Source organism: Streptococcus cristatus (genome assembly GCF_003943515.1).
In the GTDB taxonomy this organism is placed as follows: domain Bacteria; phylum Bacillota; class Bacilli; order Lactobacillales; family Streptococcaceae; genus Streptococcus; species Streptococcus cristatus_D.
Genome location: NZ_RJPT01000005.1, coordinates 1 through 12923, shown reverse-complemented (window position 1 = coordinate 12923; position 12923 = coordinate 1). Strand labels below are relative to the sequence as shown.

Here is a 12923-nt window from a genome sequence, read left to right as displayed (position 1 = left end):
TTGTTTTGATCCACAGTTATTACTTGGAAAAATCCGCAACACTGATATCTATCCTAGCAATTTTACTCTCCTGCCAAGCGGAAAATAGTCTCAGCATAGATATCCATCGCACGATAGAGATCTTCCAAAGACGCTCGTTCATTGGCCTGGTGTTCCGTCTGCTCTACTCCTGGGAAAAGAGCGCCAAAGGCCACACAATTTGGCATAGTCCGAGCAAAGGTTGCCCCACCAGAGGACATAGCTGGACTAGTATCGCCAGTCTTTTCTTGATAGATAGTCATCAGCGTGCTGACTAGTTCACTATCTTTAGGTACATAAAGCGGAGCCAGATAGTCAAACTCTTCATAGTCCAGCTGGTAGCGCCCAGCAATCTCTGCTAGTTTTGCCACTAGCTGATCTTTATCCGCCAAGACAGGAATCCGAATATCAATACGGATTTCAGACTTTTCTGAGTTCAGTGTCAGACCTGCAATGTTAAAGGATAGTCTGCCAGACGGTTCATCTAAAATATCGCCAAATAAACGGCCGCCAGTCGCATCTTCTCCCACTACTTCTGCAATAAAAGCCAGAGCAGGATGAGCTTCTAAAGGCTGTAAAACTGTCGCTAGCCGAACAATAGCATTGATACCTTCAGCTGCATCCTTGGCATGCTTAGGTAGACCGAGAACAGTGACTTGTTGGTCATTTTGCTCGTATTCAAAAGCAGCTGCCTGCAAACCTGCCACGACCGGCTCCAAAAGTTCTCCTTGATAGCTGGCCTTGCCAGGCACAACATTAAAGGCCTCTCCTGCTTCTAAATCCAGCTGATCAGAGCCAGGACCGTGTAACTTGACCTGTAGGAGGCCTTTCTCAGCATAGGTCAGAGGGAAGGAAGAATCTGGCGCAAAGCCGAGCGTCGCTGTTTCTTCGAGTTCATTGTACCGCCCCATACAGCGCCAAAGTGTCTCTTCGTCCGTACCAAAGATAAACCGAACCCGCTTTTTAAATTTTACTCCGCTATCTAGCAGAGCCTTGACCGCGTAAAGAGCAGCCATTGATGGTCCCTTATCATCTTGGACACCACGTCCAAAGATCCAGCCATCTTTGATAGTTGCCTCAAATGGCGGTGTCTGCCAATCCACCTCATCACCTGATGGAACAACATCCAAATGACAGAGAACGGCCAGGAGCTCTGCTCCCTGACCGATTTCTGCATATCCGTAATAACCTTTAGGGTCAAGATAGGTAGTGAAACCTAAACCTCGACAAATCTCTAAAGTTTTTTCTAGGACATTTTGGATTGCTTGTCCAAAAGGTGTTCCATTTTCTCCCTCGTTAAGTACAGAAGGATAGGAAATCAAAGTCTTTAATGATGTAAGAAATTCATCTTTAACTTGATTTGTTATATCTATTTTCATGGAATCACCTCACTCACTCTTTATAGGAATGGAAGGAAAGTTCCAAGGAGAAGAAGGGCGATGGTCACTACAATGATAGCGACAACGAGTTTGCCCATGAATTTCCACCAAGTACCAATGTTGATACGTCCAAGCGCAAGAGCTCCCATCACAATACCAGATGTTGGTGCGATCAAGTTCAAGACACCTGAAGCAGATTGGTAAGCAGTGATGATCAAGCTAGGACGTACATTGACAAATTCTCCGAGCGGAGCCATGATACCCATAGTCGCGCTGGCAAGACCAGATGAAGATGGGATCAAGAATGACATAGGCAGGTAGAAGATATAAGTCAAAACGATAAAGACTTGTGAAGACAGACCGCTCAGGCCTTCTTTACCCCAGTTGAGGATAGTATCTGTAATCATACCATCGTTCATGATAACTTGGATACCACGGGCAATCGCCACGATCAAGGCTACACTAAGCAAGTCAGCAGCACCATTCATGAAGGCAGAGATAATCTTGTCTTCTTTAAGACCATAAACAACACCAATAAGGATACCCATAAAGGCGAAGAGCATTGCGCCTTCTGGGAAGTACCAAGTACCCAAAGCAGCTGTAGATGAACCAATAATCTTACCGATAACTGGAAGACCAGTCAACCAAGTGTTGAAGTTATCAAAAACAGTTATCTTCAAGTCTGTCCATGGAATGAAGCTCAATACCATCAAGACAAAGGTCAGTACAAAGAGAACAAAGACATGTTTTTGTTTCTTAGTAAGAGTTGAATTAACCTTTTCTTCATCTTCACCAACATTGAAGAATTTCATGTCTTCATCACGTGTTGCATAAGTGAGAGACTTGGTTGGATCTTTTTGGATCTTATCAGCATACTTGTAAACGAACCAAGTGCTAAGACCAGTTAAAGCAAACCAGAAGATCAAACGAAGGATAATCCCTTCACCAAGACCTACACCTGCAGTTGATGAAGCAATACCTGTCGCAAATGGGTTCAAAGTAGATGCCAAACATCCAATCTGTGAACCGAGCAAGATAATGGCAACCCCAGTCAAGCTATCAAATCCAACAGCCATCATAACTGGCACAAGGAGAGGATAGAAGGCCATAGTTTCTTCACCCATACCATAAGTTGTACCACCGAGGGCGAACAAAGGCATGAGAACCAAAATCAACATTTTTTCGCGGCCCTTGTACTTCTTCACAATAGAAGCAATACCAGTGTCTAGCATACCAGTTTCATTGACAACACCAAGGAAACCACCAACCATGAGGATGAAGAAGGCTACATCGATCGCTGCACTTGTTTCCTTAATCAGCGAGCCTTCCTCTGGATGAGTACCTAGCATAGCCCGAATCGGTGCCATGAGAACATCCCAAATCCCTTGCGGATTTTGAGGTTGGGCTTTATAAACACCATCCACAAAGGCACCTGCAGGGATGATCCAAGTCAACACTGCCATAATAGCAATGATTATCAACAAGACGGTGTAAGATGAAGGCATCTTAAACCCTTTTTTAGCTTTTTCACTCATTTGTTTTTCCTCCTAATGTCTAACAAAGTGCAAAAAACCAACCACTTTCTTAAATAAATATTTAAGAAAAACGCTTTCTATTTATATTTATTTTACCACATTAAGGTCTAAAAAACTAGTATTTTTTGAAAATATCGCACCTATTTTCAAAAAATATTCCTAACTTGATATAAAGACGTTAGAAATACTATATATTTTACTAGTAAAATAGCTTATTCTTTTTCAATAATTGTTCCGCTTTCAGATTCGATCAAAGCGCCAAGATTTTCAAGGGAAGTAATAACTGCTTTTCCTTCTGGACGGCCGTTAACAAAAGCGATAGCTGCTTCTACTTTTGGAAGCATGCTGCCTGGGGCAAATTGGTCTTGTTTGATATATTCTTCCAGCTGAGCAACATTCACATGTTCCAATTTTGCTTGGTCTGGTTTGTTGTAGTTGACAAAGACGTAATCTACACCAGTCAAGACGATGAAGAGGTCAGCTTCGACTAATTCCGCCAAGCGTTGAGAAGCAAAATCCTTATCAATAACAGCTTCAACACCAGCCAAATGACCGTTGTCTTCCTTGATGACTGGAATTCCGCCACCACCAGCAGCAACGACCACTTGACCAGCATTCAAGAGGGTACGAATTGTTTCGATTTCCTTGATATCAACAGGTTTTGGTGAAGCAACGACCTTGCGCCAGCCACGACCAGCATCTTCTTTGAAAGTCGCTCCACTCTTTTCAGCTTCTACTTTTGCTTCTTCTTCTTCTGAATAGAAAGGACCGATTGGTTTACTCAAGTTGACAAAAGCTGGGTCATTTTTATCGACAACAACTTGTGTCACAACTGAAGCAACATCTTTTTCGATGCCTTCATCCAAGAGAGCATTTTGCAAGGCATTTTGTAGCCAGAAACCGATGCTACCTTCTGTCATAGCAACAAGTGAATCAAGTGGGAAAGCAGGGTTCTTTTCAGAATCAGCAGCCAAGTGTTGGAGCAAGAGATTTCCAACTTGAGGACCATTACCGTGAGTGATGATCAAATCATCCCCATTTTTAATCAGTTTTACAAGGTGCTTAGCTGTTTCCACCAAAGCTTCCTGTTGAGCTTTTGCTGATGGATCAGAAGAAAGAATCGCATTTCCTCCCAAAGCTACTACAATTTTACGATTTGCCATAAATTCTCCTTTATCACATTCAATTGAATGCCTTTAGATTTCAGTTTAATATTTTTTCAAATTTTTATAAGAAATAACAGATTTCCATCATATAAAAGAGGACTGGACTAAAGCTATTAGTCGCAGCCCTCATAGCTGTTGGTATTACGGTTTATAAATTATACTTTTGGAATGTAAAGGTTGCCGAGTGTAGCGGCCATAACAGCTTTGATTGTGTGCATACGGTTTTCTGCTTGGTCAAAGTGGCGAGCGTACTTGCTGCGGAAGACTTCGTCTGTTACTTCCATTTCTTCTACGCCAAATTTTTCAGCGACATCTTTACCGTAAACAGTATTTGTATCATGGAATGCTGGCAAGCAGTGCAAGAAGATCAAGTCTTCATTATCAGCTTTCTTCACCAATTCCATGTTAACTTGGTAAGGTTTCAAAAGTGCAACGCGTTCTGCGAATTTATCTTCTTCACCCATAGATACCCAAACGTCTGTGTAAAGTACATCTGCACCTTTAACAGCTTCGTCTGCATCTTCAGTGATGAGGATGTGTGCGCCGCTTTCTTTAGCAAAGCCTTCTGCCAATTCAACAATTTCTTTTTCTGGGAAGAGTTCTTTTGGTGAGAAGATGTGAACGTTAACGCCAAGGATAGCTCCTGTTACCAGCAAGCTATTGGCAACGTTGTTACGTCCATCACCACAGTATACCAATGTCAAACCTTCCAGACGGCCAAAGTTTTCTTGAACTGTCAAGTAGTCAGCAAGCATTTGAGTTGGGTGCCATTCGTCAGTCAAACCATTCCATACTGGAACACCTGAGAATTCTGCCAATTCTTCTACCATGCGTTGGCTGAAGCCGCGGAATTCAATCCCGTCAAACATACGTCCCAATACTTTAGCAGTATCTTCTGTAGATTCTTTCTTACCAAGCTGAATATCATTAGCGCCAAGGTATTCTGGATGTGCACCAAGGTCGATAGCTGCTGTAGTAAAGGCTGCACGCGTACGAGTAGATGTTTTTTCAAACAAGAGAGCGATATTCTTACCAGCAAGATAATGGTGTTGAATATTGCGTTTCTTCAAGTCTTTCAAGTGAGCTGAAAGTCCGATTAGGTATTCTAATTCTGCACGAGTAAAGTCTTTTTCTGCAAGGAAGCTACGTCCTTGGAATACTGAATGTGTCATTCTGTTATTTCCTCTTTCTAGTTATTAAATTTCTATTGATAAATTGTCGAACACGAATTAAACTTCTTCACGTTCAAATGGCATAGACATACAACGAGGTCCACCACGGCCCCGAACCAATTCACTTCCGCGAATCTTGATCAAGCGAAGCCCGTATTCTTCCAAAATCTTGTTGGTTACGGTATTGCGGTCATAAACCACTACCACACCAGGAGCGATTGTCAAGGTGTTAGAACCGTCATTCCATTGTTCACGTCCAGCTGCTACGATATTGCCGCCACCGCAACGAATCAAATGAACTTTTTCTACGCCAAGGTTTTGAGCCAGAAGTTCAGCCAAGTCACCTTTTTCTTCAACGATCTTCAGTTTTTCGTTTTCATAAGTAACGGAGTAAACGCGAAGGTCGCCTTCGATTTCTGGGTGAATGGTGAACTTGTCATAGTCAACCATAGTGAAGACAGTATCCAAGTGCATGAATTTACGGTTGTTAGCAAATTCAAAGGCCAATACTTTCTTGAAGCCAACATTCTTCTTGAAGATGTTCACCAAAAGTTTTTCGATAGATGCTGCGTCTGTACGTTGAGAAATACCAACTGCCAATACATCTTTAGAAAGAACTAACTCATCTCCACCTTCGATACGAGTATCTTCTTCACGGTTGTAAACCAATTCCACTTTTCCAGCGTATTCTGGGTGATATTTGAAGATGTATTTACCGTAAAGTGTTTCACGGTTACGAGTATCTGCAAACATGTGGTTGAGCGATACGGCATTACCAATGGTAGCAAATGGGTCGCGTGTGAAGTAAAGGTTTGGCATTGGATCAATCGCAAATGGATAATCTGATTCTACCAAGTCAGTCAGACCTTTCGCTTCGTCAAGGATTTCTGGCAATTCAGCTTTTTGAACCCCTGCCATTGTTTTTTCAACCAATTCTTGGTTGTCCTTGATACCATGCAGCAATTCACGAATAGCTTTCTTCGTTTCGCGTCCACGAATATTTGCTTCTTCCAAATATTCTTCGATGAACTGTTCACGAATTTCTGGAGAAATCAAGGATTCAGCAGCCAATTTTTCGAGATAAAGAACTTCAATTCCTTCATCACGAAGAGCTTGAGCGAATGCATCGTGTTCTTTTTGAGCATCTTCCAAGAAAGGAATGTCATCAAAAAGAAGACGTTCTAGGTAGTCCGGTAGCAAGTTTTCCAGCTCTTTGCCCGGACGGTGCAACATAACTTTTTTCAGTTTTCCAATTTCTGAGAAAACATGAATTGGATGTGTAGACATCTATTGTCCTCCTTTTCGTTGAGGTTTGGTTTCCCAATCCCTTTTATGCTATTATTCTATCATGGATTAGAAAGGCTTACACCTAAAATCTTACATCGCGAATGCCAAATTCTTTGCGTTTTTTATAAAACATTATCATATTTATTTACTTTAAAGCGTTTTCTTTGCATATTTTGATTGTTCTATTATTTTTAGGAATATATATTTTTTTTGTAAAAAATATATGTTCAATTAATATTAGAATATGATCAGAAAAAAGTTTTAAATGTGTAAAAATGTTTGAAAAAAACCAATCCAATGATTGATCAGCTTCCTTCAAAATACCTCATAAAGTATTCCTTATTCTTAAATGTCAACTTTTTATGCTCGTAGTCAATCACTTCTTCTTCTCTTAGTTTTTTTAGAACCTGATTGACTGTTTCACGTGTGGTGGCTCCTAGCTTGGCCAACTCTTTCATACTCAATGGAAACGGAAGTGTATCCTGCTCTTTGCACAGATCCATGCATAAAATAGATAAAGACTGGGTCACGCGATCCGTCGCACTGGCTGAGACGACATTCCGTAAGCGCAATTCCTGAAATTCTAAAATCTGTGATAAACGCTTGGTGATAAACAACAGCTGATCGACATTCTTTTTTGAATAGTCTTCAAACAAGTCCATAGGAATGCTGAAATATTCGACATTGGTGACCGCGCTAGCCGTATAATGATAACGCTCATCGAAAAACATACCTCCATATGGAAACACACTATTCATTTTAATATAATCCATATAAGAAAAAGTATCAGTTGAATCATACTGTTCGATACGAACATAGCCTCGATGCAGGAGGAAAAGACGATCCCTGCGATCCCCCGAAAAGAAGATAATCTGTCCCTTGGGGATCTTGCGGAATTGAATCTCAATAGCAATCTTATCAAAAATTTCCACAGGAAAATGTGCAAATGCTGGATGCCGTCTAATAATCTGATAATGTTCCTTATTGATCATAATAACCCTTCTTACTTGCTATTAGTATTATAGCATAAATCCGCTTCCAAAAACAAAAATTATTAGACCAGTTTATTTTGGCAAAAAAAGGAATACTATGAAAGTAAATCGGTAGCAATTTAGCTTTACTCGCTTGTTTCTACAATTCATTTTAAACATTATTCTCTCAGAACTTTTTAAATACTCCTGCTAAGTACATTAAGAATCCTTTTCTAACAAAAAGAGAGGCTAGGAATTTTTTGTCCTAACCTCTCCTTACTATCCAATCTCGTTTAGGCTCTTACCTACTTTACTTGAGCCTCATTAAGCATTTTTACTCTTGGTATTAAAAATTGATATCGATAGAAACTTCTTAGTCAAAAATACCAGAGCAAGAAATTCTACCAAAATAATCACTTCAACCAGAATCGGCTGAGTCAGCCAACCAACTTGAACCAGAGCAGGAGCCAAATCAATCAAAGCATGAAAGCCCAGAGCTGCAAGAAAATAGCCTAGCTTCTTATCTTTTACAGCCGTCCAAACCCAGAAAGTCAAGAATACTTGGATTGCAAGTGCTAAAATACGCTCGAAAGCCAGTAAGTAAATTTGACCTGCCTGTAGTTTTTGTACATAATAAATCGTCGCTTGGGGTAATTTCGCTAGCAAGGGGCTGTTCCCTTGGCTGACTAGCTGAGCGAGGACAAACAGACTCAAGAGACCTGAAATACCGATGAAAAGAGCTTCGATCCCGCCGTGTCCTAAACCATAGGCCAGACTATCACCAATAGTCAGTGGACGCTTCTTTTGTAAATATCGAAAAATCACATAGCGCGCTGTCTCCTCAAAGATAGCCGCCGTTGCAATGCCATACAAAACATAGAGCAAGGGAGCATTTTTCATTAGAGCAATCGTTCCATCAGCCTGAGGCTGTAGAACCAATCGATGTAGGAGATTTTCGAAAATCTGACTAGACAGATAAAATCCAACACCTCCTAAGAGGAAAACAAGCAGGGAAATTTGCTTGGTTTTTTTTAAATAAATTACTGGAATGACTACAGCGGCTAAAATCAGCACCATAGCAATCAAAATATGCGTTTGAAGCATGAAATCGTCTCCTCAACTATTAAAAGTTTTACTAGAATTATACCTTTTTCCTCCCAGATGTCAATCCTCTAAAAAAGCTGGTCAGAAAACTCACATTCAGAACAAAATGCGAGGATCGACTCACATTCTACAACTATTTTCTATAAAACAGCCTCATTCAGCAGGTTCGTTGCAGAACCTAGTTGTTGGGCCGATTTTAATTCATGTTGACCCGGTGCCATTCATTGATGATATAGGCAATCTGACCGACCTGATCAATACCAACTCCGCTGATCTCCTCACTGGCTTCTGTGCTGCCACCTAGATAGGCGGTATAAAGTGCCACAATATAGGGCTTCTCCTCCATGACAATAGCATCAACATTGAGAGCCTCTCTAACATACCCAGGCTTTTGGTAAATTGTCAAATCGTATAAATAACGTTTGTAATATTCACTAGGGAAGGAAACACCGATAAAATAAAGAATATCCTTGTATTTTTCTTGATTATTCCACAGATACTCCAGAATTTGAATATAGTAGTCCGTTGTTGTTTTATTCTCTCTGCTGATCGTCTTGACTTTAGCTTTTGACCGGCCATACCTTCCAAACATGCTGTAGGCCTTATCCATACCGCCTAGTCGCTCTGCTAGCGCATAAGCGGGTGTATTTTCAGAGTAGACCAAGGAATACTCCTGCATATCAGGAATAGACATGGCGCCATTGAAGGCCGCTACATAGTTATCGTGCTCTCCCTTGTATTCATAGCTGGTGTTAGTAATATCAAACCGCTCTTCCAGCGATAATTTTCCTTCTGCTACCTCATCAACAACCAACATATTAAGGGGGAGTTTATAAGTAGAACCTGCTGTCATAGGCTGGGTATCATTCATGGCATAAGTTTGCCCACTCGTCAGGTCTTTATAAGAAAAAGCAAGCTGCGAAGATTCAATTCCCATGTCATCCATGTAAGCCTGAACAACTTGTGGCAAGGTCATATTCGCATAATCGTAAGATAAACCTAAAGCTTCCATGGTCGGAAGGTCTTGCTCTATCACCTCTTGCTTCTCTTCCATCGTCTTGCTAGCACGCGCAGTCTCCTCAGACTTCGTTTCCTCTCCTTCTGTAGAATGTGAGGAAGCGATTGATTGACCTGCCTCTGCTATCTTTTTATCAGCTTGCTGTGGTTCCACCAAAAGACCCAAATAACAAATAAATAAGAAAACACCACCGAACCAGCAAGCCAGTTTCTTTATGTCATTTTTAATCAAAGTATTTCTCCTAATATTTTAGTATTATAAAAGATTCTCATTAAAATAACAAGTAGAAAGGTCAATTTAAGGGCATTTAAAAACGAATCATTGCGATCCGTTTTATAATTCTATTATTTAGCTGCTGCGTAGAGCTCATCCACTTTATTCCAGTTGATCACTGAGAAGAAAGCCTTGATGTAGTCAGGACGCACGTTGCGGTATTTCACATAGTAAGCATGTTCCCAAACGTCCAAGCCCAAGATCGGTGTCTTACCTTCTGAGATTGGTGTATCTTGGTTTGCTGTTGAAATTACTTCAAGTTTCCCTTCTTTGTTGACAACCAACCATGCCCAACCAGAACCGAAACGAGTTGTTGCTGCTGCAGTGAAGGCTGCTTGGAATTTTTCGAATGAACCAAATGTCGCATCGATTGCTGCTGCAAGTTCTGCTGAAGGAACTGTCTTTTCAGGCGTCATCAATTCCCAGAAAAGAGCGTGGTTCAAGTGGCCACCACCGTTGTTGATCACTGCTTGGCGAATATCAGCCGGAATAGACTCAACATCTGCCAACAGTTTTTCTAAGTCTTCACCAATTTCAGGGTGTTTTTCAAGCGCTGCATTTACATTATTCACGTAAGTTTGATGGTGCTTGTCATGGTGAAGGTGCATTGTTTCCTCATCAATGTAAGGTTCCAAAGCGTCGTATGCATAAGGTAGACCTGGTAAAATAATTGCCATTTACTTGTCCTCATTTTCTTTATTATTATACAAATCATAACGTAAAAACGCACATTTTTCAACTATTTTGCTTATAAATTTTGCTAAGCTTTTAGAAGTTTCCTGTTGCGATTTTCAGCAAGGCAAGGTCAAAAAGGTAATCCTTGTCATAAAGGCCAGACTTGATCTGGTAGTCCGCTTCAATCAAACAGGTCAGGGTTCTTTTCAGAAAGCTGAGGCTAAGCCCACGCGCATCCTTGAGTGCAAACTTGACTTGGAAGGGATTAATCTTGCGGCCTAGATAATCTGATAAATCCGCCACGATTTGACTTTCGGAGCGGCCATTGTCCACTAAAATCTTGACCTGAGTAAACATCCGAAACTGGCCTAACATGATGGCAATCAACTTGATTTCATCTTCACCCTGCAGGGTCAGATCGCGCACCAAACTCCGTGCGGCATCAATTTGTTTCTGTAAAATCAGCTGGGTCAAATCAAAAATGTTGTCTTGCAAGGTTTTAGGAATCGCCTCAGCGATGTCTTCTATACTGACTTGCCCCGACTCCTTATAAGACTTGAGAAAAGCCAAGTTTTTACTGATTTCGCTGAAATGAAAGCCTGATTTGATCAGCAAGTGGTCAAAAGCCTTCGGAGCAAACTCCAGACCTTCAAGCTGGGCCTGTTTAGCAAAATACTGGCGTAAATCTGCTTCCTTAATCTCAGCCGCTTCAAAAATCTGTCCGTCGCGCTTGAGCATCTTGACTAGTCGGCGTTTGCTGTCCAGCTTACCTTCCGCAAAAATGACCAATTTGGTCGTACTACTAGGATTTTCCAAATACTGCTCAAAGGACTTGAGCTCTTCATCCGATAAATAGCGCTTTTTTGCTGTCGTTAGATCCGCAAAATGATCTAAAATAATAATCTTTTCATCCGCAAAAAAAGGCAGGCTGACTAAATCCAGTTCCACATCTGGATAAGGCGTTTCTTTCATATCAAACAGCATCACATTCAAATCTGCAGGATCGTAGTGAATCTGCTTCAGAAACTCATCTTTTAACAGCTCATATTGCCCCAAGTCATCGCCCGTCAAAATCGTTAAGCGTGGGAGATTTTCGGGAGTGATGTTCCTAATTTTTTCAATTGCTAACACAGTGGCACTCCCTTCTATTTTCTTGATTCTTAGTCATGTATAAATTGTAACAAAAAACAGCAGGAAAGTCTGCTGTTTTTCATCATTCTAGCCAGAATATCAAGTGCTAAAAGAATTGCCCCAACTGCATGATGATTGTGACTAAGAGGGTGATAAGAAAAAGAATACCGCCTAAAACTGCAATCATACTAAACTCTTGCTTCTCTCTTTTCAACGGTTTTCTACGATTATCTAGTTGTTCGTTGATATGTTCCTGCAGAATTCCCTTTTTCTTCTCTGGCATGATTTTCCTCCCTTACTAAATCTGCATAAAGGAACTTGCCCTCATCGAAAGCAAGTTCTCATGTATCTGGTTAAAGAATGGCCTTATATTGCTCCAAACTAGCCTGATTAGCAGCCTGTTTCTGTCTAGCAAGTGCTGCTTCCATCTCTGATGAGTGGGCAAGGACACTTTGAATCTTATCCACCATGCCTGAAACATTTTCTGGCGCATAAATGTGATCATCCGCAATAAATCGACGGCTATGGCAAGTATTTTTGAAGCTGAGAATCAACATATTGTTCTCAAAAGCTGTGCGACATGCATTGAGGATTTCATCGCTGATATTGATATCTAGATACAAGTCACATCTCTCAAAAAGCTCTGCAACCTTTGCCGGACGAATATTTGGATAAAGCGAAACATTCGGATAACGATTGAGCCCCATTAAATGGCCAGACATTTCTGTGATGGCTCCGATATGGAAATGTACATTTGGCAGCTGAGTCAAGAGCTGCTCTATTTGCTCAAGCTGATCACTATTGGTTAAAATCAAGGCTTCTGGATTCATATTATTAAGACGCTGGTACTCATAAATATAACCAATATTGTGGAAATAGACTTTTTCTTCCGGTGTTGCCAAGCTTTGAATTTTCTCATATACATGCCTGTCCTGAACAGCGATGCGGATATTGCGATGAGGCATTTTCATAGCTACTTTCATATTACCAGGTAAGACTTCTCCGATAGGCTCTTGCCAGAAAAGAACATCTTCTGCACGACCATTTTTAGGACGAAGAGCGTAGGCCACCAAGAAGGGGGTTGCTAGAGAATTATAAATAATACGATCTGTATCATATCCACGACATTGCAGATAAAAGACGACAAATTCTTGTTTGGATTTAAAGATATGACGCTTTCCTTCAAGTGTCAAG

The 12923-nt window shown here is 40.9% G+C and carries 12 protein-coding genes; all 12 read right to left on the bottom strand.

What is annotated here, in order from left to right; genetic code table 11:
• Positions 1-62: 62 nt before the first annotated feature.
• Positions 63-1397, bottom strand: a complete 1335-nt coding sequence (locus tag D8791_RS05950) for a dipeptidase (protein ID WP_125446655.1) — start codon at positions 1395-1397, stop codon at positions 63-65.
• A 20-nt stretch (positions 1398-1417) separates the two neighbouring features.
• The gene (locus D8791_RS05945; RefSeq protein WP_125446653.1) at positions 1418-2932 is read right to left on the bottom strand and encodes a YfcC family protein; all 1515 of its coding nucleotides are present in this window, start codon (positions 2930-2932) and stop codon (positions 1418-1420) included.
• A 212-nt stretch (positions 2933-3144) separates the two neighbouring features.
• Positions 3145-4095 carry a carbamate kinase gene (gene arcC / locus D8791_RS05940; protein ID WP_125446651.1) on the bottom strand — a complete coding sequence of 317 codons (951 nt, stop codon included), beginning with the start codon at positions 4093-4095 and terminating at the stop codon, positions 3145-3147.
• Positions 4096-4253: 158 nt separating this feature from the next.
• Positions 4254-5270 carry an ornithine carbamoyltransferase gene (argF, locus tag D8791_RS05935; RefSeq protein ID WP_005590765.1) on the bottom strand — a complete coding sequence of 339 codons (1017 nt, stop codon included), beginning with the start codon at positions 5268-5270 and terminating at the stop codon, positions 4254-4256.
• A gap of 57 nt (positions 5271-5327) precedes the next feature.
• Entirely contained in the window at positions 5328-6557 is a 1230-nt protein-coding gene (arcA, locus tag D8791_RS05930; RefSeq protein ID WP_125446649.1) for an arginine deiminase, read from the bottom strand.
• A 305-nt stretch (positions 6558-6862) separates the two neighbouring features.
• Positions 6863-7549, bottom strand: coding sequence for a Crp/Fnr family transcriptional regulator (locus tag D8791_RS05925; protein ID WP_125446647.1), 687 nt, complete (start codon positions 7547-7549; stop codon positions 6863-6865).
• Positions 7550-7852: 303 nt separating this feature from the next.
• A complete protein-coding gene (locus D8791_RS05920; protein ID WP_125446645.1) occupies positions 7853-8632 on the bottom strand; it encodes a YhfC family intramembrane metalloprotease in 780 nt (259 codons plus the stop codon).
• 196 nt (positions 8633-8828) lie between these two features.
• A complete protein-coding gene (locus tag D8791_RS05915; RefSeq protein ID WP_125446643.1) occupies positions 8829-9881 on the bottom strand; it encodes a serine hydrolase in 1053 nt (350 codons plus the stop codon).
• Positions 9882-9994: 113 nt separating this feature from the next.
• Positions 9995-10600, bottom strand: a complete 606-nt coding sequence (gene sodA / locus D8791_RS05910; protein ID WP_125446641.1) for a superoxide dismutase SodA — start codon at positions 10598-10600, stop codon at positions 9995-9997.
• 91 nt (positions 10601-10691) lie between these two features.
• Positions 10692-11729 carry a DNA polymerase III subunit delta gene (gene holA, locus D8791_RS05905; RefSeq protein WP_125446639.1) on the bottom strand — a complete coding sequence of 346 codons (1038 nt, stop codon included), beginning with the start codon at positions 11727-11729 and terminating at the stop codon, positions 10692-10694.
• A 106-nt stretch (positions 11730-11835) separates the two neighbouring features.
• Complete coding sequence (locus D8791_RS05900) at positions 11836-12012, bottom strand: hypothetical protein (RefSeq protein WP_048764492.1); 177 nt, start codon at positions 12010-12012, stop codon at positions 11836-11838.
• A gap of 70 nt (positions 12013-12082) precedes the next feature.
• On the bottom strand, positions 12083-12923 hold an 841-nt coding region (locus D8791_RS05895), incomplete at its 5' end, for a glycosyltransferase family protein (protein ID WP_514133007.1).

What these genes read in the sequence shown, in the direction of transcription:
- D8791_RS05950 (WP_125446655.1), bottom strand. Translation starts at nt 1,397, where the DNA reads ATGAAAATAGATATAACAAATCAAGTTAAAGATGAATTTCTTACATCA.
- D8791_RS05945 (WP_125446653.1), bottom strand. Translation starts at nt 2,932, where the DNA reads ATGAGTGAAAAAGCTAAAAAAGGGTTTAAGATGCCTTCATCTTACACC.
- arcC (WP_125446651.1), bottom strand. Translation starts at nt 4,095, where the DNA reads ATGGCAAATCGTAAAATTGTAGTAGCTTTGGGAGGAAATGCGATTCTT.
- argF (WP_005590765.1), bottom strand. Translation starts at nt 5,270, where the DNA reads ATGACACATTCAGTATTCCAAGGACGTAGCTTCCTTGCAGAAAAAGAC.
- arcA (WP_125446649.1), bottom strand. Translation starts at nt 6,557, where the DNA reads ATGTCTACACATCCAATTCATGTTTTCTCAGAAATTGGAAAACTGAAA.
- D8791_RS05925 (WP_125446647.1), bottom strand. Translation starts at nt 7,549, where the DNA reads ATGATCAATAAGGAACATTATCAGATTATTAGACGGCATCCAGCATTT.
- D8791_RS05920 (WP_125446645.1), bottom strand. Translation starts at nt 8,632, where the DNA reads ATGCTTCAAACGCATATTTTGATTGCTATGGTGCTGATTTTAGCCGCT.
- sodA (WP_125446641.1), bottom strand. Translation starts at nt 10,600, where the DNA reads ATGGCAATTATTTTACCAGGTCTACCTTATGCATACGACGCTTTGGAA.
- D8791_RS05900 (WP_048764492.1), bottom strand. Translation starts at nt 12,012, where the DNA reads ATGCCAGAGAAGAAAAAGGGAATTCTGCAGGAACATATCAACGAACAA.